Origin of the sequence: Actinomadura sp. K4S16 (assembly GCF_008327685.1) — a bacterium.
Lineage (GTDB): Bacteria > Actinomycetota > Actinomycetes > Streptosporangiales > Streptosporangiaceae > Spirillospora.
In genome coordinates this window covers 385748-411901 of the sequence record NZ_BDDE01000016.1, presented here as the reverse complement: position 1 = coordinate 411901, position 26154 = coordinate 385748, and the positions used below count along the sequence as shown (strand labels likewise).

Here is a 26154-nt window from a genome sequence, read left to right as displayed (position 1 = left end):
CCCCACCAACCGGCACAAGAAGGCACTTTTTTCTGCCCTGGTCACCTGGAGAGAACCAATGGAGCACACCGTCGCGGGCTGCCGCGCCCGCGAGATCCTCGACCGGATCGGGGACAAGTGGTCCCTGCTGGTCATCGCGCTGCTCGGCGAGGGCACCAAGCGGTTCACCGAGCTGAAGCGCGAGATCGACGGCATCAGCCAGCGGATGCTCACCGTCACGCTGCGCGGCCTGGAACGCGACGGCATCGTCATCCGGACCGTCTACCCCGTGGTGCCTCCGCGCGTGGAGTACACCCTCACTCCCATGGGCGCGACGCTGATGGACGCGGCCGGCACCCTCGTCGCCTGGGCCGAGGACCACCTTGTCCAGATCGACACGGCCCGCGCCGACTACGACGCCCGCCAAAACGACGTGCAGGCGGAGGACGTGCGCAGCTAACGTGGACGGCGATGGTCATTCACGGGGTGGGACGGCGAGCTAGCCGCGCCGAGCCGGGGAACGCGCAGACGTGCCCGGCCCGGCTCGGCGGTGTGCTCCGTCATCCCATCGACCTCGTGAGGCCGTCCCATGCGCTCGACTGACATCCGTTCCACCTTCCTGGGCTTCTTCCAGGAGCGCGACCACCGCGTCGTGCCGTCCAGCCCGCTGATCCCCTCGGATCCCACGCTCCTGCTGGTGAACGCGGGCATGAACCAGTTCAAGCCCCACTTCCTAGGCGAGACCACGCCCGAACACCCCCGTGCGGTGTCCGTGCAGAAGTGCGTGCGTACGTCCGACATCGAGAACGTGGGCCGCACCGCGCGCCACACCACGTTCTTCGAGATGCTCGGCAACTTCTCCTTCGGCGACTACTTCAAGTCTGAGGCGATCTCCTGGGCGTGGGAGCTGCTCACCCGCCACTACGACCTCGACCCGGGGCGCCTCTGGGTCACCGTCTACTTGGACGACGACGAGGCCGTCCGGCTCTGGCGCCGCGTCGGGGTCCCCTCCGAGCGGATCCAGCGGCTCGGCATGGAGGACAACTACTGGTCGATGGGCATCCCCGGCCCCTGCGGACCGTCCTCCGAACTGCACTACGACAGGGGGCCGTCCTTCGGACGTGAGGGCGGGCCCGCCGTGGACGGCGAGCGATACCTGGAACTGTGGAACCTCGTCTTCATGCAGAACCTCCGTGGGGAGGGCTCTGGCAAGGGCGGATATCCGATCCTCGGCGAGCTCCCCTCACAGAACATCGACACGGGGCTCGGTCTCGACCGTCTCGCGGCGGTGCTGCAGGGCGTGGACACCGCGTGCGAGACCGACATGCTCGCGCCGACGTTCAGGCTCGTCCAGGAGATGGCGGGACGCGGCTACCCGGGGCGCGACGGCAGCGACGACTCGACGTCCTTCCGCATCGTCACCGAGCACTCCCGCTCGATCGCGTTCCTCGTCGCGGACGGCGTCATGCCCGCCCGCGACGGCCGCGGCTACGTCCTGCGCCGCCTGATGCGCCGTGCGATCCGGCACGCGCGCAGGCTCGGCATCGAGGGCCCGGCCCTGCCCGCACTGACCTCCAGCGTCGTCGGCACCCTTGGCGACACCTGGCCGGAGCTGGCGCGGCGGTCCGAGCTGATCGAGCAGGTCGTCACGGCCGAAGAGGAGGCGTTCGAGCGGACGCTGCGCCAGGGCTCCCAGCTCCTCGACGCGGCGATCGGCCGCGCCACGACCACCATCTCCGGCCGGACCGCGTTCGAGCTGCACGACACCTACGGCTTCCCCATCGACCTGACGGTCGACGCGGCGCGGTCGGCCGGCCTCACCGTCGACGAGGAGGCGTTCGCCGAGCTCCTCGAAGCGCAGCGCCGCCAGGCGCACCGCGCCGGCCAGGGCCGCAAGGGCGGCGCGGTCGCGCGCCAGGACCTCTACCGCCGCGTCGCCGCGGAACACGGCCTCACCGACTTCGTCGGCCACTCCACCGAAATAGCCGAAACACGGATCGGCGCCCTGCTCGGCCCGGACGGCGAGGTGCCCACCGCGGCCGAGGACGACGAACTGGAGGTGATCCTGACCCGCAGCCCGTTCTACGCGGAGTCAGGCGGCCAGGTCGGCGACACGGGCACGATCCGCACCTCCGGCGCGACCTTGGAGGTCGTCGACACCCGGCCAGGACTGGACGGCCTGCACGTCCACACCGTCCGCATCGTGGACGGCGAGGTCCGCCCAGGCGACGACGCCGAGGCGGTCGTGGACGGAGACCGCCGCGCGGCCACCGCGCGCTCGCACAGCGCCACCCACGTCCTGCACGCGATGCTGCGCCGCACCCTCGGCGACCACGCCGCGCAGCAGGGCTCCCGCGTGGAACCCGGACGCCTGCGCTTCGACTTCGCGCACTTCTCCCCCGTCGACACCGACCTCGTCCAGACCCTCGTCAACGACTACCTCCTCGCCGACCCCGAGGTGCGCGTCTGGGAGGCGAGCCGGGCGGAGGCGGAACGCGCGGGCGCGATCGCGCTGTTCGGCGAGAGGTACGGCGACGACGTCCGCATCGTGGACATCGGGGACGCCTCCCGCGAACTCTGCGGCGGCACCCACGTCGGCCACGGCTCGCAGGCGGGCCCCGTCCACATCGTCGGCGAGTCGTCCATCGGCACCGGCCTGCGCCGGATCGAGGCCCTCACCGGCGCCGACGCCCTCCGCCACCACGACCGCACCGCGTCGCTCCTGAAGGAGCTCGCGGCGCTGCTGAACGCCCGCCCCGACCAGGCCCCGGACCGCCTCCGCCAACGCCTGGAAACCTTGGCGGAGACCCAGCGCCGCCTGGAGACCATGCACAACGCCGAACTCGACCGCCACGCCGACCACCTGGCCTCGCTCGCCGAACCGGTGCCCGGCGGCTGGCTGGTGGCGCGCTCCGTCCCCGGCCTGACCGGCGCGGACCTCCGCACGATCGCGACCGGCGTCCTCACCCGCCGCGACCAGCGGGGCGTCATCGTCCTCGGCACCGAAACGGACGGCAAGGCGGTGCTGGTAGCGGCGGCGGGCACGTCCACCGGCCTCCAGGCCCGCGACCTGCTGACCTCCGCGGCCCGCGAGGTGGGCGGCGGCGCGGGCGGCAAGGGCCCGATCGCGAACGCGGGCGGCCGCCACCCGGAGAACCTTCCGAAGGCGCTCACGACCGCGGCAACCGAAGCCCGCGCCCTCCTGGCGGCTCAGGCATGACCGGACGCGGCGTCCGCACACCCGTGCGGACGCCGCGTTCGACGGTGGCGGCCAGCACGGCGCTGTCGATGCGCAGGCCGCGGGCACGTCCAGCCATCAGAAGACGGGCTTGGGCACCAAGACAACGCGCCAGCCGTCCGGGTCTGCGAAGGTCAGAGCGCCGTTCTCAGTCCAATAGGGATTCTCCGCCGGCACCGGGTCGTGCCCGGCCACCGCGAGCCGTTCGACCACGTCGTGCATCTGCGCCTCGCCCGCGAAGTACAGCACGAGCAGATTGTCGCCGGTGGGCGCCGGGCAAGGGCTGCCGTCGGCGTGCGAGGTGAACTCCAGGTGGTAGTCGGTGCCGGGAAGGCCGAGCATCACGCCGTCATAACCGGCATGGCCGCTGAACCGGGAGAGCTCGGGCAGGCCCAAGTGGTCCCTATAAAAGGTGACCACCTCGTCCAGCCTGTCGGTGGGCCGCGCAACCCGAACCTGGACCACCCCAAGCCCGTCCGGCCAGCCTCGCACCTCTGTCGTCATGATCATCAAGGTACAACGCGTACCGAATCAAGACCGCCCGCCTTGCGACCTCCGCTCTCACCGGCCGGAGCGGCCGCCCTCGCACATCATCACGCACCGGCCCCAGACCGATCGCCCCACGTCCGCAAACCTGCGATGCGGTGAACTGGCAGCGCTGATCCACCAGCCGCCGGCTCATGACCGCGCTGTCCGAATGGCACCCCGACCGCGGTCACCTTCAGCAGAACCTCAAGAGCCCCGGCACAGGCGCGGACACCATCACGACCTCCGGCGCCTTCCCGACCTCCCGGTACTGCAGTGGCTCCATGCTTCCCCCTGACGACGTCTCAGAGGAGCGATACCCGATGGCACGACAAAGCCCCACTTCCGAGGAGGAAGCGGGGCTAGACAGTCGGGCTGGCGGGATTTGAACCCACGACCCCTGGCACCCAAAGCCAGTGCGCTACCAAACTGCGCTACAGCCCGCACACCACCGCCGAACGCGATAACGCGAGCAGTGTAGTCCCGTTCGCCCCCCGCCCGCTCCGCCAAGGCACGACCACCCCAAGAACCCTGTACGCTACGGGATGGCGATCGAGGCCCACCCAGGCCCCGAGACGCCTAGCGGGCGTAGCTCAATGGTAGAGCCCCAGTCTTCCAAACTGGCTACGCGGGTTCGATTCCCGTCGCCCGCTCCCACTGCGAAGGCCCAGGTAGGAACCCTGTTTCCCCACCTGGGCCTTGCTTTTTGCCATGATCGCTAGGGCTTCCGTGCCCGTTGCGTGCCCGATCGTTTCGGGGTGCGCTTGTCACTCTTGTCACCAGCCCGAGCGACCTTGAACGCCTCACCGAGCGCCGCCGCGATCACCCTGTCTCGATCTTGGCTGGCGTGCTGGTAGATCAGCGCCGCCCGCGACGAGGCATGGCCCATGCGGACCATCAGCTCTTTGAGGCTCGCGCCCGTGGTGGCGGCGAGGGTGTTGCCGACGTGACGAAGGTCGTGGAAGTGCAGATCAGGAAGACCGACGTCCACCCGCACCTTGTTCCAGATGCGCCGGAAGCCCGAGCGCCGGAGAGGGCCGCCCCGAGGGCCGACGAAGACCCGACCGTCCGGACCGTCTTCGGCGAACTCGTCCAGGTGCGCTTGCAGGTCCGGGATGATCTCCGGCGGGATGGAGACGATGCGCCGACCGGCTCGGGACTTGGGCGTGTCCTCCAGGAGCTTGCCGCCGTCCAACTCGGCCAGCGAGCCCGCCACCCGGACGACGCCCGCGTTCAGGTCGAGGTGCTTGCGACGCAGCGCCGCCAGCTCACCCCATCGCAGACTCGCGAACGTGCCGAGCAGGACGAGCGCCCGGTACCGGTCCGGGATCACGGTGAGGATCTCGACCACCTTGGTCAGCGGGATCATCTCCCGCTCAGGTGTGTCCGGGGTGCCGGCACCCTTGATGCGGCACGGGTTCCGGCGGATCAACTCGTCGTCCACCGCCGTGTTCAGGATGGACTTGAGGAGTTGGTAGGCCTTGGCGACCGTCGACTGCCCGACCACGCCGAGGCGTTCTTTCCGCCAGCGGCGCACGTCGGCCTCACGGATGTCGGCGAGATCGTAGTTGCCGAAAGTCGGGCTCAGGTGGTTGCGGAGAAGGCTGCGGTACAGGCCCTCAGAGCGAGGCTTGAGTACGCGGTCATCGATCCACTGTTTCGCGTAGACGTCGAACGGCACCTTGCCCGCGTTCGGGTCGATCCACTCCCCCCGCGCGATCTCCGCCTCTTTGAGGACGAGCCACTGTTCAGCGTCCCGCTTGGTCGCGAAGGTGTGTGGCGCAGGTCGGTCCAGGCCGTCAGGCCCCGGATACCGAGCCTGGAATCGACCAGAGGGAAGTTTGCGGACGCGCCCGAAGCGTCGCTTGCCAGCCATCAGGCAGCCCTCCTTGTGTTCCTGCCGCGCAGGGTGACCGGCTCGACGAGCCCGGCCGCGATGAACTCGTGAAGCGCGGACTCGGGGATGCGGACGAACCGCCCGACCTTGACGAAGCGGATGCGCCGTTCCTCCACCAGGCGGCGGGGGAACCGCGGAGTCGTGTTGAGGACGTCGGCCGCCTGGTCGTAGGTCAGGAGGCGGTCATCCGGGTCGAGGGCCGTCATCTGCTTACGCCGGTCGGTCACGCTGCCTCCGCAGTTGCCGAAAGTTCGGGGGTTGGGGTGTGGGTCGCGGCGTCGAGCTGGCGGCGCCGTTGGATGCGTTCGTTGATCAGGTGCAACAGCCGCGCCTCGGTCGGCTTGACGTCGGGATCGGCGGGACCGGCGCGTTCCCAGACGTGGACGGCGTTCGGATCGGCCGGGTTGGAGACCGGGATACCGGCCTCAGCCAGCCGCGCCAGGACCCACGCCTTCCGGTCGGCCTTGTGGTCGGCGAGGGTCTTGCCGGACCACTTGCGGGAGACCAGGACGCGACGGCCGCCGTAGCCGAGGTGCTCGCGGCGGTGTGCCTTGCCCTTGCAGAACCCGGGTTGCATCCCTTTGCGCGGGTTCTTGGGCTGGATGCCGTAGCGCAGCCAGTTCGCACACGTCGGAGAGCACGGCTCATACCGGAGTGCTTCGGCCATCCGGTCGACATGCTCACGCTGCGCGCCAGTCTCGGCCTGGTGGCATTCGGCGACGCCCTTGACGAGGTACTTGGTGAGGTAGCCGATCAGCTTGCGGGACTGGGGAGAGTCGGGCATGACGCCTTGTGCGTCGATCTGCCGCCCGAACCGCACCACGTGCAAGGGTTCGGCCTCGTCGTCCAGGCCGAGGGCGTCAAGCGCGTCATCCCAGGTCGGCAGGACTTCCCCGGTCGAAGGGTCGAGATAGCCGCCGCCGTCCTCACCCGCCACGTCATCCCAGACCGGCAGGTGATCCCCGGAGAAGACCACGCGATCGGTCGAGGGCCACCACACCTGGTGATAGGTCGCCGCCACGACCTGACGCAGTTCCGCCCGCGAGATGGTTCCGCGGATGGCCATGTGCAGGTGGGGAGCGTGACGGCGTTGCGGTTCTACGGTGGCGAAGTACTGCACGTCGTAGCCGACGAACCGGCGCAGGTTCTGCACGAACCGATCCACCAGCTTGGAGAAGTGCAACGCGTCCCGAGCCGCCCGCGTGTAGTCGTACGACTCGGGATCGACCGGCGTCCCGTCCGAGCGCACCCGCCCGTAGGAATCCAGCGTCAGCGTCAGGAAGATCGACGGCCGGAACGTCTTCCCGTCCTTGCCCCGGTAGACCTTGCCGAGAGTGCGGGAGTCGACTGGACGCCGAGGAAGGTCCGGTGCGTCCTGCCGCCGCCGAGTCGACCGAGTCCGCCGGCTTCTGATGTCCTCAGCCGACTTGAGGGCACCCCGGACCCCCGTGCGTTCAAGCTCGTTGTCCAGGTCACGGATCACGGCATCCCAGAACCCGACGTCTTCCCCGTCCGCCGCCCCCTCCTCGGCCGCCTTGTCACGGGCCGCAGCCGCTTGCGCCCGCAACTCCATCCACGCACGCTGCTCATCGTCGGGATCGGCGCGCGTGATGACCGGCTCCTCGGTCAGGTGCCAGCCCTGGGAGCACTGCACCGCCCGCAGCTTGCGCTTCCGCTCAGCGCACGAGGGACACACCGAGGCCAGCGTGTGACCACACGGAACGTAGACGACCTCGGCCGCACCGGTGTTGAGGTCCACCCGCCGCATCGGGACAGGGCGGATGCACACGCCGTGTTCGACCGCGACCGATTCCAGCACGCCCCGCGCCAGCGGAGGCAGCGTCTTGACCACCGCGCCCGTCTCCGCAGGGGCCGCCGGAGCCGACTCGGAGACCGAACCGTCGAGGGCCGGTTGCGTCACGCCGCCTCCACATCGGGGAGGCCGAGCGCGACCATGTCCCGGATGTCGTCGTCGGAGACGTAGGCCGCCCGCACCCGGACCGGGTCGGGGGTGGTCTCCAGTCGGACGAACCCCACGCCCGCGCCGATCTCAGGAACCGATGAGATCTGGTCGGCCAGGGCGCCACGGTCGCGGGCACCGTCGCCGAGCACCATGTCAACCTGCTCGTCCTCATCGAGGCGCAGGGCGATGCGGTCGGGGAACAGGTTGCGCAGGTTGTTGACCTCTTTGCGCGCGTCCTGCTGCGCACCGATCACGCAGTACCCCACCGACCGGCCTTGCGAGGTGAGCACCGCCAGCGCCGACTCGGCCCGCTTGCGCAGATCACGCTCAGGGCAGTACGCCGTCAGGAACGCCAGCTCATCGACCACGATCACCCGGAACGGATGCTCATGCGACGGCGTGAACGACCGGGTGACGCCCGCGAAGCGCTCAGCGCGAGCGTTCATGTCCGCCGCAGCGTCCTCCAGCAGCGCGACCATGCCGCCGGACGGGTCGGAGGAGTACCGCCCGTACCGCTCGAACAGCGGACGCCCAAACGACAGCTCCATACGCTTCGGGTCGACCGCCCAGACCTCCACCAGGCCCGCCATCATCAACGGCAGCAGCGCCCGAACGGTCGACCAGATGACCGAGCCCTTGCCGGCACCCGTCGCCCCCGCGATCAGCACATGCGTACCGAGCAGCCGCAGCCGCCACGGCGAACCGTCCTCCTGCCGCCCGATCACCAGCCCCGACAGGTCCACCGCGGACGCGTCCGGGACAGGCAGCGCAGGGAACGGGACGGCCAGAGCGTCACGGCGGACGAACTCCAGCCAGATGCGCCCCGGACGGTCCCCATCCCGCACCCGGACCAGCACCGCGCCGAACCCGTGCGCCAGGTTCGCCGTCACGTTCTCCCACGCGTCGGGAGCCTGCCCCTTGAGCATCTTCACCAGCACCCGATCGGACGTCGGGCCGCAGCGGACCCGCACCAGGGAGGGCAGGTACTCCCGCCCTTTGTGGACCTTGGTCAGGCCCGCCGTCACCAGGACGGGTTGCCAATGCCGCCGGTACACCGCCACCAGCCGCCACCAGCCATGAGCCGGACGGACCACCCACCGGACGAACGAGGGACGTTCCAGCACCGCCCACGCCACCAGGCCCACGGCGACGAGGGCCAGGACCACGACGGGGACCGTCCAGCCGTACCGGTAGCCGAGCCAGCCCAGGCCGGACAGGACCGAGACGGGGACGATGTTGCGGACCAGGAACACCACGGTCCGGACGAGGGCGCGGACGGCGTTGACCACGAGCACGAGGCCCTCGGGCATGTGCCACACCGGAGGCGCCCACTTCGGAGCGGCGAACGGGTCACGCTGCGCTTCTACGGCGACGTTCTCACCGGGGCCGAGCTTGCGGAACTCCCATGCCATGATGGGTCACACCTCTTCTTTGCGCAGTTCAGGGGAGAGAGCGGGGCGGCCGGAGGTACCAACTCCAGCCGCCCCACCTTGCTTTTCAGGCCGCCGACTCGACCGACCCGCCCGGCACCGAAGCACCGTTGGCGTGGAGCCGCTCGACCTCAGCCGCGTACCGCGCGAACAACCCGGCGAGCTGGCGCGCGGTCGCGACGTCTTCGGCGGTGGGTGCGGTCGGGTTGGTCGGGGTGATGGTCACGTGCGCCCGAGCGTGCGAGATCGAGATCTGCGCGCGGTCACGGCCACGGGCGCACAGCACCGAGACATCACGGTCGGGCCGCAAGGCCACGTTCACCGTCGAGGCCCCGTCGGAGTCCACACTCACCGTGGTGTAGCTGTACGAGGTCTCCATCACGCCGCCTTCCCCTTGCCCGAGGACCGGCCCGACGAGGGACGACGCCCCGACCGGTACAGCCGCTCCACCTCCACCGCGTACGCCGCAGCCTGAACCGCCAGACCCCGCGCGAACTCCACATCACCCGCGCTCACCCGCTCCGGAAGAGTCAGGGTGACCAGCACCCGACCCGCCGAGACCGTGAACAGCGGCGTACGCGCCCGAAACGGCTTGAACTCCACCGACGCCGCAGCGTCGATCGGCAGCGACAGCGCCGACATACGCCCGCCCGCCATCAGGCCGCATCCTTCGCAGCCGCACGGCCGCCGCCCTTGTTGAGGTTGGCCGGGAGTACCGCCGACGCCTTCAGCGAGTACGCCAGCCGCCCGGTACCGGAGTTGACGTAAGGCGTCACCGCCAGCCCCTCGAACTCCACCGGCACGAACGGGAACCCCGCCGGAGCCTCCGGAATCATCGGCTGAACCGGCGCGGTCAGCTTCACCTTGAACGTCCCCTTGGACTCGGGATCGGCGTCGAGCACCTCCACCGCCCACACCAGTTCCCCGGTGTCCTTGTCCCGCGCCTGCACGAAGTTCTCGGCGGTGGAGCGGTCGAAGTCGCGCACCGCCTCCACACCGCCCTTGACGAACGCGCCGAAGGGGAACACGTCCCCGAACGCGACCTTGAACGGACCCTTGACCGCCATTGCGGCTACCTCCAGACGTTCATTCGTCCGCTTGTCCGGACGAGTGCATGCCTTGAAAGTACCTCAGCCACTCGACCGGACAACCTTCACAAGGAGTGACCTGCGTCACATTTTGCATGTAGGCAGGTCAGGCGGCCGGGATCACTCCGGAACGCTGTAGACGTCTTCCAGTTCATGCAGCGATCCGGGCATCACGACCTCGGCGACGAACCGCACCGCATCCGAGGCGTCATGCAGACCCGCCAGCACCGACAGCACCGGCTCAGACTTCTTGATCTGCAAGAGGCGGGTTTCGTCACCAGCGGGAAGCCGCGCCGCCGTCCGCTCGGAGATGTGATCGATGCGCAGGCCCTTGACCGTGCGCAGGTGCGCCCGCAGCCCCACCGGAAGCGCCGCATCCTTGTCCAGGTCGGTGCCGTACACCAGCTCTTGCGGGAACCAGCACGTCACCACCTCCGAGGCGATCCCGTCCCGAACGGTCACCCACCGCCGCATCACCACACGGCCGCCGTCACCGCCCAGCAGGCCCGCGACCGCCGCAGGAGCCTGCACCGAGCCGACGTCGACCAGCGTGACACCGGCCGCGGTTTCGGGTTGGTCCAGCACCGCCAGGCCAGGACGAGACGGCCGCGCCGAGGAGACAGGCCGGCCTTTGACGAACGAGCCGCGCCCGTGCTCGCGGATGATCCATCCGTCCTGCTGGAGCATCTGCAGCGCCCGAACCACCGTGGTACGCCCCACCGCGAACTCTCGCACGAGCTGAGATTCCGAGGGCAGCATGGCGCCGGGCGCGTAGTCCCCGTTCTCGATCCGGCGGCGCAGCTCCAGCACCACCCGCGCATACTTCGGGGGCTCGAACTCCAAACCCGACATCACGACCACCTGACGACTCTGGCGCTTGACCACATAAGCGCACCACATCGCAGCGTAACGCCGACCCGGACCCGCGTCACGGCTACAGCCCACCACCACCGGCACCAATCTCGCCACCAGCCCGCCCACCGGCCAGGGCGTCAGCGGAGCCCGCCCCGTACTACCTCGGCCACGGCCAGCCCCGCGCGTTCACGATCGCGTCCCGCAACTCCCGTGGAGTGAGGGCCTCCACCAACCGCGCGTCACCGCGAACCCGCACCATGGCCCACCATGCTCCGGTGACCTCGCCGTACCAGGCCACGACCCCGGAGAACTCGCGCTCGATCTGCTCCGCCACCGGCCGCCGACTCAACTCCGGTGACACCGCCGCCGTCGCCACCCATGACACGCCCATCACTGGCACCCGTCCGACGTCTCTTCCGGCGAGCTGGCGAAGGGGACGGCCAGTACCCGTGCGATGCGCTCCCCCGCGAACGCGGTGTTGGCCACCGGGCACAACGGCTCCAACTCCGAGAGCGCATGGCGAGTCGGACCCGACCACACCCACCACCACCACAACGCCCCCCGGTGCGGACGGCACAACACCTCTTGCCGCAGCCCCGGACTCAGCGCCCGCACCCGCGGATCACCGCCGTCCGGCTCCCCGGCAGGGTTGCGCACCCGCACCAGGCCATTGCCGATCACCTCGGCCACCAGGCCCCGCCGCTCCAGGTCAGCCACCAGCGCCGCAGCCGCCGACCGCCACCCCTCGCCAGCGGCCGCCCGCGCTTTCACCACGTCACCCACGGCCCATCACCTCCAAAGAGAAGAAAGCGGGACCGGCGAACAACAGCGGCATGAGGGATGCATCACCATCCCGGCAGGCACGACCGCACCACCCCGGACGATCACGCCTACAGCCGCCGACTACATCCGCCAGCCCCGCAGCTTGCTGGGACTACGCAGCGCGCTCCTCGTTCACCGGCGTGCACCACCTGCACGGTTTGCGCTCCACCGGCGGCCCCGACCCACCAGGCAGCCCCGCCAGGACCGCCCGCCGTGGATGGACAAACTTCCACCCACGACCACCGCAGGACCCACAGTCCGGCTCGCCCGCGTCTTGCTGCTGCGTCATGCCGCACACGATCCGCCACAGCCCCAGCCCGGGCCCATTCACAGGCGGTATCTCACGGGTGGATATACGCTCAGCAAGGTCTAGTCACGCGGAGGGAGACCCATGCCGGGAGGGGCGTCGGACCCGATCGTCATCCCCGAATCACTGTGGGAACGCCCGCAGATGACCCAGGCCCTGACCTCCCGCGACATAGGAACCGTCTTCCACCTACTGCGCCAGTACGCAGGCGCAAGCCAAACCCAGATCGCCATCGCCTGCGGCATGACCCAGGGCAGGGTCAGCGGGCACATGAAAGAAGGCGGGCGCCGCGTAACCGATCTGGAGGTGTTCGAGCGCATCGCCGACGGCCTCAAAATGCCCGACACCGCCCGCATGGCCCTCGGCCTCGCACCTCGCCACCACCCGACCGCACCAGCTCCGCACACTCTCGCCCCCCAGGCCCGAGCAGAGATAGTGCGCACTGACCCCCAGCAGGCCAAGGCCGACCCGTCCAACCCGATGGACTCGGCCACCACGGCGGACATCTCCCGATTGACGCGATGGCTGACGGCCAGCGACACGGCAGACGAGACAATCGAGAGCCTGGCCAGGTCGACCACATCACTCGCCAGCGCACACACCCAGGTCCCTGCGAAGAGGCTTCTGTCCCAGGTGCTTCGCCTGCACCGCCGCACGCAAGAGCTGCTGGAGAACAGCCGGCCCCGGCCCCGCCACACCCGCGAGCTACTACGGATCGACGCCGATCTCCTCGCCCACGCAGCCGTGATCTTCGGTGACGTCAACCTCGACCACCACGCCGAGCAGTACGCAGCCGCCGCCCTCATGCTCGCCCGAGAAGCCGGCACCAACGAGGCATTCGCCTGGTATGCCCAAGCCAAAACGGCCCGATGGCAAGACCGCCTCATCGAGGCGGCCGACTTCGCCCGGCAAGGCTACGAAGCCAGCCCACACACACCGATGAAGACGCAACTCGCCTGGTACGAGGCCAACGCCGCCGCTCTCCTCGGCGACAAGACCAGAGCCCTCCAGGCCGTCAAGCGAGCCGAGCAATCAGCCGAGACCATCGACGACAGCCCCACCGACCGCTCAGTCTGGTCGTTCCCCACCGAGCGCCGCGCCCTCTTCGCGCTAGCAGTGGCAACCCGAACAGGCGACCCGGACGGCGCCCTAGAAGCCGCCGAGATGGCCGACACCGCATGGGCAGCAGGCGCACCCGTCGCCCCAGCAATCTGGGCCCAGATCCGCGTCGGCACCGGAGTAGCCCACCTACTCAAAGGCGACCTCGAAGGCACCGCCGAACAACTCACCCAACTGCTGACACTCGACCCCGGCATGCGCCTAGCCACCGTCACGCGCTACGTCGCCGACCTAGACCGCCGACTCAGCCACCCCCGCTACCGAGACACCTCGCTAGCCGTCCAGCTCAGGGCTCAGATCCGCGACTTCAACGCCGCCGCCCTCACCGACGACACCGACACGGAGCGCTCATGAGCCCCCTGCCCACACGCATGATCAACCGCTGGCAAAACCGCAAGGAACCCGGACCCGGACAGGGCACGCTCTACTGGCACATCCTCGTAGGCGACCACCCCGAGGCCCGCGACCTCGCCCACACCGCCCAGAAGCGACTCGCAGGATTCCAGGGCCTCCACATGACGCCCACCGAGTGGCTCCACATCACCACTCTCGTGGTCGGCCCCACCGACGACATCACCCCACACCAGCAACACGAGATGCTCGCCGCAGCATCGGAACTAATCGCCGCACTCCCACCCATCACCGTGACACTCAGCCGCATCCTCTACCACCCTGAGGCAATCGCCGTCGCGGTCCACCCCATAGGTCCCTTGGGGCAGATCCGCAAGGCCGTTCAGAACGCTACGCTCAAAGCGACTGGCCGCGAGGGATCCACCGAAGGCCCTACCCAGTGGACCCCACACATGACGCTCGCCTACAGCGAGACCGAACAACCGGCCGAACCACTCATCAGCACACTCGGCCGAGATCTTCCGACGAAAGAATTCAAAGTCGACGCTGTGAGCCTCGTCGTACAACAAGGCCCTGAACGCCGCTGGGACTGGCACCCCGTCGGTCGAGCTCCCCTCCTCGGTCGCCAGGCTGGCCAGCCGCCACGCATTTAGCGCAGCACCTCCATGCTAAAAACCGGAGGCATCCACACCCCTCTAGCTCCTAGCGAGTTCGAGCCTCACCTACCCAGAAGGAGTGGCTACTGCCTCAAAGTCTTCCCAATGCCCGAGGAGAGAAGTCGCGCTATCGATAGATCGCAAGCACGTCGAGCATCATCGCTGGCCCTTCAAGAAACTGGTCTTCTTCATCCTCAGTCGGCTTCTTCTTTGACAATGCGCGCCTCTGCTTGCGCGGCAAGAGCGAGGATCCAGGCAGAGCAAGCAATGGCTTCCACTCCTCGGATTGCCAAATAGCAGAAACCTTGCCAATGACGCGGGCCCTACCATCGATCTCTGACGCCAGAAAACCTGCCTGAAGTTGCCCCGCCACCTTCCAATCGCTTTCGTCGCTCTCCCCAACCATCACAAGATCGCTACCCAGCGACTCAACGAAGCCCTTCATGGCATTGCGCTCTTGCCTGGATGGCATACCACTCGGCACCTCAAGGCCAAGAGCCTCCGCCGAGGGCATCAGCGCATCAAGTTGGTCAAGAACCTGAGGAAGGCCGCCAGCAGGAGACATCATCCGGATAGCGTCTGGAACGTATACATCGAAATCCGCCTCGATCATCGATCCTGGACGTGCCCGATCAAAGTCCTCATCCGGATTCGTTACGGTAATCCACTCAGCTGCTTCTTGATCAACATAGGCCAGTCGAAGCAATCGCTCAAAGCGCGCCTGTGGTGTATCGCTCATCGTAATGGACTCCTCCGTAAGGAGCTCCTTCAACTCTGAGGAATTATTCGTGTTCCGGTCAGGATGGTCGGTACCTGACGTCAACCGCTTATAGGTTTCCCTCAGCCCTCCTTCCAGGCCACTGACGTAGTCGTTGAGCGCTGAGGTGTCCAAGTACAAGAACCGTCGAAGCATGCGCCCTACCCTAGTCGGAGGGATTGATCATCTCCAGTGACTTACCCTTAGGATCAGCACATATCTCTCAGAAACCGTACACATGGCCACATAAGCCCCATATCGGTATAACATGCCATAAAAAGCATATCCGCACAAGGTAGGCAAGGTGAGCAAGATGGAACTTAGAGAAGATGCCGACATCAACATCTCCATTCTCCGCGTCACGGAGTCAATTCGAACTCTAGAGCAAGTCCGTTCAAGGATGCCCGGAAGGTCGGTTGCTGATATACAGCGCGACTATTTCAATGCCGTAGCAGAAGCAGAAAGCAAGCTGCGCAGTTATTTCCTTTGGGATGATCTCCTGGAGGATCTTTACAGTAAGAGATATTGGCAAATAGGAAGGCTTAACGACTGGCCTCGACCCGAAGAGCTTGTAGCCAATGAATGCGAAAGCCAAATCAGACGCCTAAGTGCCGCCAGAACGCGCCTAGAGGATTGGCGAAAGCTGGGCGAAAAAGAGGGCACCCTTGTGGTTCTCGACACAAACGCCTATATGCATGGAAATCAAGTAACTCACATCGATTGGCTTCGAGAGCTGGGCGCAAAGAGAGTGCGCATTATTATGCCAATCCGCGTGCTCACAGAACTCGACAACAACAAGTATGCAGGTGACTTCACTCGCAAGAGGGCCCATGCTGCCTTGAAGCCCTTTCCTGCACTATTGGAGGAGATCCAAGAGAAGGGTTACGCCGATCTACGGAAAAATGTGACTCTAGAAATATTGTTTGACGATCGAGGCCACATTCCAGAACCAAATCCGGATGACGAAATCATCGCCCGCTCTGTTTTCTTGAAACAAGTTACTCAGCGTGATGTCACGCTAGTCACTATGGATTACTCAGCTCAGGCAAGAGCGATGAGTAGAGGATTGAGGGCACACGAGTTGTCGACTGAAAACAGGAAGCCGTCCGGAGCTTGACCAAAGGCCCCTGCCTAGGGACCCGATGCGATCCGCTGCCGAATTGGGCTGTTTTAGATCAAGGGGCCCGCCGAATCGGCGGGCCCCGGTCCCTCGTGGCTGGCTTACTCAGAGACCGGCTGGTCGACCCCTGTCCGGTATTGTGCTCCGCCGGATGCTCCGGAATAGTGTTTGGTCCCACTCCCAACCCAGCTACGAGAGTGGACGTCCAGCCATGGACGCGTTCCATCAGAGAACGGATGCGCCGTGTGCTACCGGAGAACGGAGATGAGCAGATACTCGCGCATACTGACCACCTCCAGCCATCTCTAGTCTAGAGGTCGCTGGGCGCTAAGGCTGCGGCTTTCCGAATGTGGCCACCGAGGGCGGCGGCGCTCAGGCCGCTGCGCGGCCCCGCGCCAGGCCGCCCGGAGCGTGCGGCGTGGGCGCCGGTCACCGGACGGCCGCGCCGGGCCGCGCATCGTGCCTCGTCCGCCGGCCGGGTCCCGCTGCTCGCCAGGGGGTCGCGCCGCCGCCCGTACCGGCTGATGGACCAAAACGGTTGAACGTGTCCGAACCAGGGGGCTGCGCCGCCCCCTGGACCCCCGCGAGCCGTGGTTCTCATTCGCGCGAAACGGTCTGTCACAGCTTGCGCGCCGTTCGCGCGAATGAGCACCACGGAGCGGCGAACCTCAGCCACGCCAAGGGCCTGCCATCGTTACGAACCCACGCGGAGAGGGTGGAGGCACCGCCCCTACGCGCGCGGGGTAATTTTTTTTTAAGCGGAAGGACCCCTGATGCGTACGCAGATACCCCCAGCAGCGCCACTGCCAGCGTCCGCGTCTCGTCGCCCTGTACATAACCAGCGATCGCGGAGAGGGCCGCGACCCATCCCGCCAGCAACGCCGCCATGACCCTGTGGCGCCGTTCCCGATCCTCCCCCACTGCTGCCCCGATCTCCCAGACGGACGCGTCTTCCTGAGACGCCAGGGTAGCGACGCTGGTTCCTTCAGAAGCGGCTAGCGGGCAATCTCAAGATGAGCGGCGCCCGGGCGCGCTCCTTGTCGCTGGTATGCACATGTCGGCTCCCCTCTTCGTTCGGGCGATCACTCTGCGCGGTGTCACCGATCCCCGTTGGAGTGGCGTGCCCTGATCGTGCCCGTTGGGGTGGTCGGTGGCGGGGTGCTACGGTCGCTTGCGGCCATGGGATGTGGCCGGTGTGCTGCATCGACGCTGGTTTCAAGATCGCGGGCCGATATCTTCCAAACTGGCTACGCGGGTTCGATTCCCGTCGCCCGCTCTTTTATTTCCCCAGGTCAGAGCCCTGTGGGGCGATCTTGGACGCCCTTCTGAAGATCATTTGTCACCCATTTGTCACTGGGATCTGGCACGCCTGGGCGGCATCCTGGTTCAACTGCGGGTCTTCGCGATCATGGTCTGGCCGTCCCTGGCGGAGATCAGCACGGTGGCGGATCTCGTGTCCTCAACACGGCCCCTCCGCTCCCGAACGCGTCCCCGGCCGCCAGGTAGCCCGGCCTTCGGTGCGTCCGGGTCGGTGATCTGCCGGGTCGCGAGTGGAAGCCGTCGGCACCGATGACGTCCGCGTCGAGCCGATGTCTTCGCCCGGACGGGGCTGACCGCGCCGACTGGGGCGGTGGACCCAGTCGGCACGGTTCGGTTGGTCAGGCCTGCTCCGCTGACGATGGGCCGGTGTGGCCGCCGTAGGTGGCGATCTTGTATTCGGTCGCCGCCAGCGACAGGGTCAGCTCCTTGAGCTGCCGGCGGATCGTGTCGCGGTGTTCGAGCAGCAGGTCAAGGCGCTCGGGGACGGTGTCGTCGCCCTCGTCGGCCAGCCGCATGTAGTGCTGGAGGTCGCGCATGGCCATCCCGGACAGGCGCATGCGGGTCAGGAAGACCAGTCTCCGTACCGCCTGCGCGTCGTAGCTGCGGTGGCCGCTGGCGTCGCGGGCCACCTTAACCAGACCGATCCGCTCGTAGTAGCGCAGCGTGTGCGGCGACATGTCTAGCAGGTCGGCGACCTCCGTGATGGTCATGGGGTCGGTGGCGGCGCCGACGTCGACGAGGCGATGGATCACCTCGACCGACATCGGGCCGTCGACCTCATCGAGGGCGGCGAGCGCCCTCGACATCAGATCGTCCGTGGCCATGGCGACACTCTAGATCGGCCGGGCGGATGCGGGGGCGCCGGGGAAGTCGGCGGCCCGCGCGGTGGGGGCCCAGCGTTCGAGCTCCTCCAGGTTCTGCCGATAGGACCTTCCGATGCGCTCGACCGCCTCCCGCCCGAGCGGAAGGCGCAGCGGCAGCTCGTCACCGGCGACCAGGTCCACGATGATCTCCGCGGCCCGTACTGGATCGCCCTCCTGCATCCCGTCGGCGCTGGCCATGTCGTTGCGGACGGCCCCCAGCAGCCCGGTGTACGCGGCGCTGGCGTCAGCGACCCCGAGCACGTCGGGCGCGTTGAACGAGGTGCGGAACCGGCTCGGCTCGACGATCATCACCCGGACCCCGAACGGCGCGACCTCGCCAGCCAGCGCCTCCGACCAGCCTTCGAGCGCGAACTTGCCGGCCGAGTATGCGCCGACACCGGGAAAGGAGATGCGCCCGCCCTGGCTGCTCATCTGCACGATCGTGCCCGACCCCTGCTCGCGGAAGTACGGCAGGACGGCCCGCACGAGCGCCGCAGGACCCAGCAGGTGCAGTTCCAAAGACGCACGAAGCTCCTCCTCGCCGACCTCCTCGGCCGCGCCAACGACCCCGCGGCCAGCGTTGTTCACCAGCACGTCCACCCGACCGAACCGGTCGACCGCCGACCGCACGACGTCCCCGGCGCACCCGGTGTCACGCACGTCGAGTTCGGCGACCAGCACCTGGTCGCGGTGGGCGTCTGCGAAGTCGGCCACCGACCCGGGCCGCCGCACGGCCAGCACCACGTTGTCCCCCCGCCCGACCGCGCACTCCGCGACGGCACGACCGAAGCCCGCCGACGCGCCGGTGATGATCCATGTCCGCTGAGTCCCTGGTTGAGATGTCATGCCGGCGACGCTAGGAGTTCGAGCGCGCTCGAACGCAAGCGCGCCGTCCGCCGCTGCTCGTCGACGGTCAGCCTGCCGACGCGCTCGTGGTCCCCGGTCAGCCTGCAGAGCCGTACGTCGTCCCTTGCTCCCGAACCCAAGGACCGGATACCCCCGCCACGGCCCCAAAGCCACCCTCCGTTCGCTGAGGACCCTTCAGTTCGCTGAGGACCCTGGGTTTTCCAGGCTCTCGCCTGGGTCCGCCCTACCAGCCCCAGACCTGGGAGCCTGGCGGGTGGGGGCACGTTCGGGAGCGGGGGGCCTACACGGAAGGCCCGGCTCCCGAACGGGAACCGGACCTTCGTTCGTTGGACGAGTCGCTAGCTCGGCTCGATGCCGAGGAGCCGGCGGAGGTCGACCGTCACGATGCGGTAGCTCGTGCCGATGCGGATCACCTTGCACGGGAACTGCCCTTGGCGGGCGAGCTGGTAGGCGCGTGTTCGTCCGAGCCCGAGGGCGCGGGCGGCGGTCTCAACGCTGACCGTGGTGGGGAGGGCGAGCAGCTCGTCGTGGCTCATCCGCTTCACGCTCCCGCCCCCTTCCGGGAGTTGCCGAACCATCTCGCCCGTGGCCTTCCGCTCTCGGGCTGTCTCGCTCGTGGCTCGGCTCGTCGGAGCACGGCAGTGGGGGCCGGTTCGGCGGCGGCGTGGGGCGGCGTTACACCGTCTCCCGGCGGCAAGACCCTACTGTGCACGTGGTTGATCGCAGCGCGCGCCTGGTCGAGGGCTTCGCCGCATCCCGCGCCCAGGTGGCGGGCGTGAAGGACGGCGCGGCCGAAGTCGTCGAGTGTCTCGTCGAGAGGCGCGCCGTAGTCATGGATGAGGTGCCCGTCCGCATGTTGGCGCACGAGAAAGCGTTCGAGTTGGACGAGGAGACTGTCCAGACCGGAGGTGGCTGCGTGCACGGCATCCAGCACCGCGTAGACGGTCGCCGGGCTGGCAAGACCACTCGGTTGGCCCACGGCCCGGCTCAGCGACCGGGCGGCCCTCTCCAAGTCCTCGGCGAACTGTTCAGTCTCGTATTCCGTCTGGGGATTACGGCCGACCTGGGTGTGGTCGTAGGTCACGGGTGCACTCCTGAAGGTGCAGACCCTCCGCGGGAGGGCCATAGCTGATCGTGGACATGGCCCGTCCTTTCTGTTGGGGAGCAGTAGGCAGACGCTCTGCTGCTCCATGGCGTTGTTTACGCTTCGTCATTGTGCATCGACCGTGTTCGTGACTCCATCACTGCGAACGCATCGGCGAGTCTCGACTTCCCCTGGTCAGCGCCTAGGCGCGCCCTTTCGATGCGAAGGCCGCTGAGACGGATGGGGTGTGGGCGCAGCCGCCGGTCTCAACCCGTCGGTCAACGGCACGGGGAAGGACTCGGCGGCAAGCCTCGCCATCGCCCGGCCCTCTTCAAGGGTCTCCGCGACTCGCGGCGGCACCGGGGTAGCTGGACGGAGTTCCCTTCGTTGGACGGCGTTCAGCCGCCTTGCGGCCAGGCGCGCAGCATCGGCCTGGGCGAAGCGCTGCTGTGCAAGGCGATGCTCCGCCGCCGATTCGATGAGATCTACAAGGTTCGCAAGGAGGAAGAGCAGATCAACCGTGAGATCCCGCTTCTGCTCGCGTCGATCACAACAGCCGACGTTGTTGACCGCAAGCGTCCGCGCCACCGCGCGCAGGGCGCTTCCGTACCGTGTGACCGGCGGTAGGCGGCCGAACGGTTCCCGGGCAGCGCGGTCGTAGAAGTCAGCCGCCTTGGCCAGTTCGCGGTTGCCCGTGATGTCCGCCGTGACATGGAGGACGTCAGAGGCTGCTGCGGCGAGATCGGCGCGGACACCCGGATCACGCAGGACCCGCATCTGCCAGGCCGCCGTCCCGGCAACTCGGGCGGCTTCCCGGAAGGCAGCGGCCCGCTCCGCGTAGTCGGCGGATGAACCCAGCGTCCGCCTGCGGGGCCTGGCTGCCCGCCGGTAGGTGGCGCCATCCGTCCACCTGTAGCGCAGCTTGGGCAAGGTGAGGTCAGCGGCGAGCTTGCCACCCGAGAAGAAGATCGGTTCACCCTCCGAGTTGGTGTACTCGGGCACCGCAACGGCGTAACCCGTCACCTCACCAGGCGTCCGGACACTGAATCGCAGCCGCACCGCCAGCCCGCGCTCACGCAGACCGGCGAAGAACGCCTCCTCGCTGTCGGACGATGCGGCAGCCGCAGCCACGTGGCGACGCAACGCGACGCGAGGCGGCTCCTCCAACCCAGCACGCTGAGCCCGTTCCAGCTCAGCCCGCGAGGGCCGGGGCGCCGCCGTCCGATCGGCGGGCGCGGTGCGGCACAGCCCATACCGTTCCTCGACGATCTGGCACGCCTTGCGCGCCTTCAGAAAGTCGCGATTGATGTTGGGTCTCCGCCCGTCCTCTCGTGCGAGTGTGGCCACGACATGGATGTGATCTTCCGCGTGACGCACGGCGATCCACCGGCATGCATCAGGATCGCCGCGTGAGGCGATGCCGGTCTGATGCATCAGCTCCTCGGCGACGTCGGCCCACTCCTCATCGGTCAAGGCCCGATCTGTGGGGGCCGTCCGCAGCGAGCATTGCCAGACCGGCTCCGCTGGCCGACTCCGCCTCATCGTCTCCAGCGGAGAGCGCAGCGCCTCGGCCAGCAGCCGGAGATCGCGCTTCCCGTCCGCGCGTCGTACTGGTTCCAGAGCAGCCGGGTGCCGGTATCCAGCAACGATGTGAGGGTCAGCGTGCTCGTTGCGCTTACCTGGCCCGTACAGGTAGCGCAGCAGGTTGCCGACATCGGCACCGCGAGTGACCTTTGCGATCACGGCAGACGCCTACCGAGTTCCACGATGACGGCTTCCGCCTGCCGCACCACCTGGAAGCAGTACGTCGCCAGCCACTCCACCGACTCCGGGACCTCGTTGTAGGCGTTGGCATGGCGTACGAGCTGGTTCAGATTGACACCGACCGCATTCACCTGACGGCTGGCATTCCGCAACTCGGCATGCAACGCGACGAGCGCCCCGTCCAGGGGCTGCTGCTCCCGAATCGCGGTACGCACCGTCCTTACGACGAACGCACTACATGCAAGCCCGGCTCGCGTCGCCGCTTCATGTATTTCTTCGTACTCCACGTCGCTGACGCGAATTCTCAGTTCCCGCTCTCGCCGCCGGCCTCCGCCGAGCTTCGCTCGACGCTGCAGAGGCTCCGGCTCGTCGCTGCTTCGCCTGGCTGTCGTCATGTACCTCCGCTCCTGGCGTTTGAGGACCGCGCTCGGTCTCCACCTGGCCAGTGTGAGCCTCCGGGCGGAGGTTATCCACAACAGGTAGCGCTCTACCAGCTATCTTGCATCCCGCACCGAGCTGAGAAGACGTCGATTTACCAAGGCCAGTCCATGTCAATTGACCAGCCGATTATGACGCTCGCTGTCGGACGCTATTGCATCGTTCACCGTGCTGACGGATTTCTCACCAACCGGTCAGCGCAGCAAGAACAGGAATCGCCGAGAACGTCTTTAGTGTCAGCTTCGGCCAGTCGACCTGCCGGCGGAGAGGGCTTTCACCCATCGCACACACGTACACCGGCGCTCGGCGCAGTGAGCTGCTAAATCTGCGGTCCCTGGACATCGACACCGACAGCGCCTCGGTCCATATCAAGGGTTGGCGGGGTGCGTCGCTGGCGAGCGCATCGAGGAGACCACCAAAAGCGGTCGGTCCCGTGTCGTGAGCCTCGACACCGGCACGGTCGACCTCCTCAAGGCACGCCGCAACCGCCTACTCGCCGAGAAGCTCAAGGCGGGAGAGTTCTGGAAGGGCACGGAGGACGACCACGTGTTCGCCGCGGAATGGGGTGAGCCGACGCACCTGGACACGGTCTCATCCCTCCTGGCGACTCTAACCAAGAGCACGATACAACGGAGGGCATCTTCCCTCTCCCGCGCGCCTGGCTCCACGACGTTCGACACGTCCACGCGACGACTCTGCTCCCGGCAGGCGTTCCCGTTCATGTCGACGCGGCCCAACTTGGGCACGCTGATACAGCGATCACGCGGCGGGTCTACTCACACGTCGTCACCGAGCGGCCGAAGCAGCCACGATCTCCGGACGAGGATCGAGGGCGCAGTGTCGGCCATTGTTAGCAAGCAGCCCCCTTCCGTGCTCGAAAGGGGGCTCTGGGCTTCGAGCCAGCGAGGTGACTTGACCTCCTAACCTTCTGTTACAAGAAACCGGCCACCCCACGATCGTCTGTATCGCCGCAGGTAGACCCGTGTGCGAGTGGTCGCCGATGCCAGCAGTCATAAGCCTCTGTTGCGGTACTTCTCGGCTACCACGGCCGGTGACCCGTCTCAGACGGTCCGGACGAACGTCACACGCTGCGCGGTCAGGTTGGGTCGGGCCTGATAGCCGGCATCTAGCCAGACGGCTTGCGTGTGCTTCGGGTCGGTTGCCCACCAGGCTTGATAGAGAAATGCGCTGCGCGGCAACGGCGCTCCGATCACCCTGGAGACTTCTACGAAGGTCATGTCGATTCGCTCGCGGCCATCTGAGCGAAGACGCCGCTCTAACCTCTCATACTGCTCCCGACGAACCACTCGTCCATCATTGCCGAGACAGGCTTAGCTGTCAGCAGGCCGACCGCTGCGCGTAGCGTGCGGCCTCGTCAGAGGCTTCCGGGCCCACGCCGGACGCCGAGCCCGAAGTCCGAGGACAAGCCGACCCGGAGCGCAGGGCCGGCACCGGCCCGAGCACCGGAAGCAGCGCGTCAGCACCTTGACCTCAGCCCGTAGAGACCCGACGGATTCACAGTCCCACCGGCCAACTCCCCTGACCTGGCACGGCACCGGAAGTCGGTCGTACTTCGGTACGCATTCAGCACGGGGCGACCGGGGGCGCGCCGCGCCCCTATGGTCTCGGTACCTCGCTGTCGATGTTCCGCTCGACCTCGGTGTCCGCATCGGCGATCCCCAGGTCGGAACGCATTACTGAGCGTAGTCTCCCGTTATAACCCCAGAATTGCTCGCCGCGATCAAAGGCGGCATCGAAGGAATCATCGTCACGCACGTCACCGGACTCAAGTCGCTTGGCCATCGCATACCATCTACCGAGGCACCATCTCACAACTCCAGCCGCCTCAAGAACATGCCCGGGAACAGTCATTTGTGCCTCAGCATGGCGCTCGATGTACAGACGCCGGGACTCTTCAAGCTCAGCTCGCACGCCTTCGCCACCGTCTCCCTTGCGAAGAGCAAATAGGAAGCTGTTGATGGCGGCACCGTACCGCCGGATGGCGATGTTTAACGCCACGTAGCAAGCACGCCGCTGTTCAAGATCAGCTCTGCGCTGAGCGAGTTCATACTCCTCTTGCCGCTGGATCTTGGCCAGGTTGAACTCTTGCTGCCTGCTGCGGAGCGCCGTCCGCTGGGCGTAGATCGATCCCACCACCGTGCCTATCACGGCAATGACGGCGGCAAGTAGTGTCGTGACGTACGCCATGAACGGATCCTAGCCGCTCAGATGCGGCCGTATCGAGGTGAAAGAGGCCCAAGTGAACCGCGTAGGCGCATAGGATCTGCGAGTCGCCGACGGCGTCAATCCTCATCCATTTACACGCGAGATCAGACATGTCCAGGCGTGTCCATACATGCTCTCTGACCAGCATGGCAGACTCCCGAGCGTCCACACCTGTCCAAGATCATCCAGCCCTGGTGTTAGCAGTAGCGTTAGCACACCACCCGGCGTGGCCCCTCGGCATGCCCGACGAAGATACCAGCCGAATGCCTAGGAGCCGCATCCCCTGCCTGTTCTTCAGTTGAAACTCAGGTGCGTGTCCGTCGCCGGCCTGCTTACGGTGCCACGGTGGAACTCCGTGAGGAACGACCAGGTGATCTCGCGGCGGTGCGAGACGTGCATCTGCAGGCGTTCGGCGCCGAGGGCGAACACGTCGCCTCGTTGATGGAGGCCCTACGGGAGCGTTTCGTCCCCCATGACGGCCTATCTGTGGTCGCCGAGCAGGGCGGTCGCGTTGTCGGGCACGTGCTGTTCTCGGCTGCCTGGCTAGACGCCCCTCGCCGCATGGTGTCGGTGCAGGCGCTCAGTCCACTCGGCGTCCTTCCGGATTATCAACGTCAGGGCACCGGGGCGGCTCTCGTGCGGCGTGGTCTGGACATCATGACGTCCAGGTCGGTGCCGGTGGTGTTCCTAGAAGGGGACCCCGGCTTCTACCGGCGCTTCGGGTTCTCGCCCGGGGCCACCCTCGGGTTCCGCAAACCCTCGCTACGCATCCCCGATGCCGCCTTCCAGGCGATCACACTTCCTGCGTACGAATCGTGGATGACCGGAACGCTCGTCTATCCGGACATCCTCTGGCAACACGATGCTGTGGGTCTGCGCAGTCCTGGACCAGATGCGGCCGATGCGGTCTACCGTGAGCCTCGAAGCGGCCAACCTGCTGAGGGACACACCATGGCACAGATCGAAGTCAAGAGGTGGAGCGCCGACCACTACACACCGAGGGCAGAGAAGAGCCGGACGCGCAACTGTGCCCAGGGAGGTTCTGAAGTCTGCGGGCGTGATGCGGAGTTCACGATCGTCTACCCAAACGGTGAGTCGATCGCCACGTGTCCAGATCACCTCATCACGTACGTCCGTACGAGGATCAAGGACGACAACTGAACCCGTACCTTTAGCTTGGGAACCATTGCGTTCTGGGCCGTCACCCCAGCTGACCTGGTGTTCGACCGTTCCGCAAGTGACCGTGAGTGCCCCTAATAGACCGCCCCTAATGGCACGGTTACCCCTGCCTGACCTGGGTCGTTCGTCTTCTTGACCGCCGTACATGCTGCTCATACTGTCCGGCTCGGCGTCGTTGGACGCGGTTGATGAGCAAGGTTCCCGGGTCGGCCGCCAGCTCGTACAACTCGACCTCGAACGCCGAGGACAAGCCGACCCGGAGTGCAGGGCTGGCCACAGCCCGAGCAACGAAGCGGCTTGTTAGCC

27 protein-coding genes and 2 tRNA genes are annotated in these 26154 nt (G+C 67.0%); 8 read left to right on the top strand and 21 right to left on the bottom strand.

What is annotated here, in order from left to right; genetic code table 11:
- Window positions 1-58: 58 nt before the first annotated feature.
- Together K4S16_RS25760 and alaS are read left to right on the top strand one after the other, a co-directional pair.
- The gene (locus K4S16_RS25760; RefSeq protein ID WP_149261584.1) at window positions 59-439 is read left to right on the top strand and encodes a helix-turn-helix domain-containing protein; all 381 of its coding nucleotides are present in this window, start codon (window positions 59-61) and stop codon (window positions 437-439) included.
- A 129-nt stretch (window positions 440-568) separates the two neighbouring features.
- Window positions 569-3199, top strand: a complete 2631-nt coding sequence (gene alaS, locus K4S16_RS25755) for an alanine--tRNA ligase (protein WP_149261583.1) — start codon at window positions 569-571, stop codon at window positions 3197-3199.
- A gap of 96 nt (window positions 3200-3295) precedes the next feature.
- Here alaS and K4S16_RS25750 read toward each other — a convergent pair whose 3' ends face one another.
- Entirely contained in the window at window positions 3296-3721 is a 426-nt protein-coding gene (locus K4S16_RS25750) for a VOC family protein (RefSeq protein ID WP_149261582.1), read from the bottom strand.
- Between the two features lie 391 nt (window positions 3722-4112).
- Window positions 4113-4186: transfer RNA gene (locus K4S16_RS25745), tRNA-Pro, on the bottom strand.
- Window positions 4187-4324: 138 nt separating this feature from the next.
- Here K4S16_RS25745 and K4S16_RS25740 point away from each other — a divergent pair.
- Window positions 4325-4395 (top strand) — tRNA-Gly (locus tag K4S16_RS25740).
- 65 nt (window positions 4396-4460) lie between these two features.
- Here K4S16_RS25740 and K4S16_RS25735 read toward each other — a convergent pair.
- From K4S16_RS25735 to K4S16_RS25690, 10 genes are all read right to left on the bottom strand, one after another.
- Window positions 4461-5618: a site-specific integrase gene (locus K4S16_RS25735; protein ID WP_149261581.1), complete on the bottom strand. Its 1158-nt coding sequence runs from the start codon at window positions 5616-5618 to the stop codon at window positions 4461-4463.
- The gene (locus K4S16_RS25730) at window positions 5618-5866 is read right to left on the bottom strand and encodes an excisionase family DNA-binding protein (RefSeq protein WP_235037075.1); all 249 of its coding nucleotides are present in this window, start codon (window positions 5864-5866) and stop codon (window positions 5618-5620) included. The genes K4S16_RS25735 and K4S16_RS25730 overlap by 1 nt, the downstream gene beginning before the upstream one ends.
- A complete protein-coding gene (locus tag K4S16_RS25725; protein WP_375708347.1) occupies window positions 5863-7560 on the bottom strand; it encodes a replication initiator in 1698 nt (565 codons plus the stop codon). Before K4S16_RS25725 ends, K4S16_RS25730 begins: the two co-directional genes overlap by 4 nt.
- Window positions 7557-9014 carry an FtsK/SpoIIIE domain-containing protein gene (locus tag K4S16_RS25720; RefSeq protein WP_235037074.1) on the bottom strand — a complete coding sequence of 486 codons (1458 nt, stop codon included), beginning with the start codon at window positions 9012-9014 and terminating at the stop codon, window positions 7557-7559. Before K4S16_RS25720 ends, K4S16_RS25725 begins: the two co-directional genes overlap by 4 nt.
- An 85-nt stretch (window positions 9015-9099) precedes the next feature.
- Window positions 9100-9411: a hypothetical protein gene (locus tag K4S16_RS25715; RefSeq protein WP_149261580.1), complete on the bottom strand. Its 312-nt coding sequence runs from the start codon at window positions 9409-9411 to the stop codon at window positions 9100-9102.
- Window positions 9411-9689: a hypothetical protein gene (locus K4S16_RS25710; RefSeq protein WP_149261579.1), complete on the bottom strand. Its 279-nt coding sequence runs from the start codon at window positions 9687-9689 to the stop codon at window positions 9411-9413. Before K4S16_RS25710 ends, K4S16_RS25715 begins: the two co-directional genes overlap by 1 nt.
- Window positions 9689-10099 (bottom strand): plasmid replication, integration and excision activator, encoded by a 411-nt coding sequence (locus K4S16_RS25705; RefSeq protein ID WP_149261578.1) that lies wholly within the window; start codon window positions 10097-10099, stop codon window positions 9689-9691. Before K4S16_RS25705 ends, K4S16_RS25710 begins: the two co-directional genes overlap by 1 nt.
- Window positions 10100-10240: 141 nt before the next feature.
- Complete coding sequence (locus K4S16_RS25700) at window positions 10241-11005, bottom strand: GntR family transcriptional regulator (protein WP_235037073.1); 765 nt, start codon at window positions 11003-11005, stop codon at window positions 10241-10243.
- Between the two features lie 127 nt (window positions 11006-11132).
- Window positions 11133-11366 carry a hypothetical protein gene (locus K4S16_RS25695; protein WP_149261577.1) on the bottom strand — a complete coding sequence of 78 codons (234 nt, stop codon included), beginning with the start codon at window positions 11364-11366 and terminating at the stop codon, window positions 11133-11135.
- Window positions 11366-11758, bottom strand: a complete 393-nt coding sequence (locus tag K4S16_RS25690) for a hypothetical protein (protein ID WP_149261576.1) — start codon at window positions 11756-11758, stop codon at window positions 11366-11368. Before K4S16_RS25690 ends, K4S16_RS25695 begins: the two co-directional genes overlap by 1 nt.
- A gap of 430 nt (window positions 11759-12188) precedes the next feature.
- On the opposite strand from K4S16_RS25690, the gene K4S16_RS44470 reads away from it, so the two are divergent.
- Complete coding sequence (locus K4S16_RS44470; RefSeq protein WP_160161027.1) at window positions 12189-13577, top strand: helix-turn-helix transcriptional regulator; 1389 nt, start codon at window positions 12189-12191, stop codon at window positions 13575-13577.
- Entirely contained in the window at window positions 13574-14227 is a 654-nt protein-coding gene (locus K4S16_RS44465; RefSeq protein ID WP_160161026.1) for a 2'-5' RNA ligase family protein, read from the top strand. The genes K4S16_RS44470 and K4S16_RS44465 overlap by 4 nt, the downstream gene beginning before the upstream one ends.
- A gap of 130 nt (window positions 14228-14357) precedes the next feature.
- On the opposite strand, the gene K4S16_RS25680 is transcribed toward K4S16_RS44465, so the two are convergent.
- Window positions 14358-15143 (bottom strand): hypothetical protein, encoded by a 786-nt coding sequence (locus K4S16_RS25680; RefSeq protein WP_149261575.1) that lies wholly within the window; start codon window positions 15141-15143, stop codon window positions 14358-14360.
- A gap of 157 nt (window positions 15144-15300) precedes the next feature.
- Between K4S16_RS25680 and K4S16_RS25675 the strand changes: the two genes are divergently transcribed.
- Window positions 15301-16104 (top strand): PIN domain-containing protein, encoded by an 804-nt coding sequence (locus tag K4S16_RS25675; protein ID WP_235037082.1) that lies wholly within the window; start codon window positions 15301-15303, stop codon window positions 16102-16104.
- A 1661-nt stretch (window positions 16105-17765) separates the two neighbouring features.
- Here K4S16_RS25675 and K4S16_RS25670 read toward each other — a convergent pair.
- The 6 genes from K4S16_RS25670 to K4S16_RS25645 form a co-directional block, all read right to left on the bottom strand.
- Window positions 17766-18251 carry a MerR family transcriptional regulator gene (locus K4S16_RS25670; protein ID WP_149261573.1) on the bottom strand — a complete coding sequence of 162 codons (486 nt, stop codon included), beginning with the start codon at window positions 18249-18251 and terminating at the stop codon, window positions 17766-17768.
- A gap of 9 nt (window positions 18252-18260) precedes the next feature.
- Window positions 18261-19136: an SDR family NAD(P)-dependent oxidoreductase gene (locus K4S16_RS25665; protein ID WP_149261572.1), complete on the bottom strand. Its 876-nt coding sequence runs from the start codon at window positions 19134-19136 to the stop codon at window positions 18261-18263.
- 359 nt (window positions 19137-19495) lie between these two features.
- The gene (locus tag K4S16_RS25660; RefSeq protein WP_149261571.1) at window positions 19496-19693 is read right to left on the bottom strand and encodes a helix-turn-helix domain-containing protein; all 198 of its coding nucleotides are present in this window, start codon (window positions 19691-19693) and stop codon (window positions 19496-19498) included.
- Window positions 19694-19698: 5 nt separating this feature from the next.
- Window positions 19699-20241 carry a hypothetical protein gene (locus K4S16_RS25655; protein ID WP_149261570.1) on the bottom strand — a complete coding sequence of 181 codons (543 nt, stop codon included), beginning with the start codon at window positions 20239-20241 and terminating at the stop codon, window positions 19699-19701.
- A gap of 195 nt (window positions 20242-20436) precedes the next feature.
- Entirely contained in the window at window positions 20437-21984 is a 1548-nt protein-coding gene (locus K4S16_RS25650; RefSeq protein ID WP_149261569.1) for a relaxase/mobilization nuclease domain-containing protein, read from the bottom strand.
- A complete protein-coding gene (locus K4S16_RS25645; protein ID WP_149261568.1) occupies window positions 21981-22400 on the bottom strand; it encodes a hypothetical protein in 420 nt (139 codons plus the stop codon). The genes K4S16_RS25650 and K4S16_RS25645 overlap by 4 nt, the downstream gene beginning before the upstream one ends.
- A 636-nt stretch (window positions 22401-23036) precedes the next feature.
- On the opposite strand from K4S16_RS25645, the gene K4S16_RS46960 reads away from it, so the two are divergent.
- Complete coding sequence (locus K4S16_RS46960; protein ID WP_149261672.1) at window positions 23037-23297, top strand: tyrosine-type recombinase/integrase; 261 nt, start codon at window positions 23037-23039, stop codon at window positions 23295-23297.
- Window positions 23298-23504: 207 nt separating this feature from the next.
- Here the strand turns inward: K4S16_RS46960 and K4S16_RS45190 are convergent, their stop codons facing one another.
- Together K4S16_RS45190 and K4S16_RS25635 are read right to left on the bottom strand one after the other, a co-directional pair.
- Window positions 23505-23681 (bottom strand): hypothetical protein, encoded by a 177-nt coding sequence (locus K4S16_RS45190; protein ID WP_200842107.1) that lies wholly within the window; start codon window positions 23679-23681, stop codon window positions 23505-23507.
- Window positions 23682-24060: 379 nt separating this feature from the next.
- A complete protein-coding gene (locus tag K4S16_RS25635) occupies window positions 24061-24651 on the bottom strand; it encodes a hypothetical protein (RefSeq protein ID WP_149261567.1) in 591 nt (196 codons plus the stop codon).
- A 363-nt stretch (window positions 24652-25014) separates the two neighbouring features.
- On the opposite strand from K4S16_RS25635, the gene K4S16_RS25630 reads away from it, so the two are divergent.
- Entirely contained in the window at window positions 25015-25830 is an 816-nt protein-coding gene (locus K4S16_RS25630; RefSeq protein WP_149261566.1) for a GNAT family N-acetyltransferase, read from the top strand.
- The last annotated feature ends 324 nt before the right edge of the window (window positions 25831-26154 follow it).

Coding starts and splice junctions, on each gene's coding strand:
- K4S16_RS25760 (WP_149261584.1), top strand. CDS start 59: ATGGAGCACACCGTCGCGGGCTGCCGCGCCCGCGAGATCCTCGACCGG.
- alaS (WP_149261583.1), top strand. CDS start 569: ATGCGCTCGACTGACATCCGTTCCACCTTCCTGGGCTTCTTCCAGGAG.
- K4S16_RS25750 (WP_149261582.1), bottom strand. CDS start 3,721: ATGACGACAGAGGTGCGAGGCTGGCCGGACGGGCTTGGGGTGGTCCAG.
- K4S16_RS25735 (WP_149261581.1), bottom strand. CDS start 5,618: ATGGCTGGCAAGCGACGCTTCGGGCGCGTCCGCAAACTTCCCTCTGGT.
- K4S16_RS25720 (WP_235037074.1), bottom strand. CDS start 9,014: ATGGCATGGGAGTTCCGCAAGCTCGGCCCCGGTGAGAACGTCGCCGTA.
- K4S16_RS25715 (WP_149261580.1), bottom strand. CDS start 9,411: ATGGAGACCTCGTACAGCTACACCACGGTGAGTGTGGACTCCGACGGG.
- K4S16_RS25710 (WP_149261579.1), bottom strand. CDS start 9,689: ATGGCGGGCGGGCGTATGTCGGCGCTGTCGCTGCCGATCGACGCTGCG.
- K4S16_RS25705 (WP_149261578.1), bottom strand. CDS start 10,099: ATGGCGGTCAAGGGTCCGTTCAAGGTCGCGTTCGGGGACGTGTTCCCC.
- K4S16_RS25695 (WP_149261577.1), bottom strand. CDS start 11,366: ATGGGCGTGTCATGGGTGGCGACGGCGGCGGTGTCACCGGAGTTGAGT.
- K4S16_RS44470 (WP_160161027.1), top strand. CDS start 12,189: ATGCCGGGAGGGGCGTCGGACCCGATCGTCATCCCCGAATCACTGTGG.
- K4S16_RS44465 (WP_160161026.1), top strand. CDS start 13,574: ATGAGCCCCCTGCCCACACGCATGATCAACCGCTGGCAAAACCGCAAG.
- K4S16_RS25680 (WP_149261575.1), bottom strand. CDS start 15,143: ATGCTTCGACGGTTCTTGTACTTGGACACCTCAGCGCTCAACGACTAC.
- K4S16_RS25675 (WP_235037082.1), top strand. CDS start 15,301: ATGGAACTTAGAGAAGATGCCGACATCAACATCTCCATTCTCCGCGTC.
- K4S16_RS25670 (WP_149261573.1), bottom strand. CDS start 18,251: ATGGCCACGGACGATCTGATGTCGAGGGCGCTCGCCGCCCTCGATGAG.
- K4S16_RS25665 (WP_149261572.1), bottom strand. CDS start 19,136: ATGACATCTCAACCAGGGACTCAGCGGACATGGATCATCACCGGCGCG.
- K4S16_RS25660 (WP_149261571.1), bottom strand. CDS start 19,693: ATGAGCCACGACGAGCTGCTCGCCCTCCCCACCACGGTCAGCGTTGAG.
- K4S16_RS25645 (WP_149261568.1), bottom strand. CDS start 22,400: ATGACGACAGCCAGGCGAAGCAGCGACGAGCCGGAGCCTCTGCAGCGT.
- K4S16_RS45190 (WP_200842107.1), bottom strand. CDS start 23,681: ATGACCTTCGTAGAAGTCTCCAGGGTGATCGGAGCGCCGTTGCCGCGC.
- K4S16_RS25635 (WP_149261567.1), bottom strand. CDS start 24,651: ATGGCGTACGTCACGACACTACTTGCCGCCGTCATTGCCGTGATAGGC.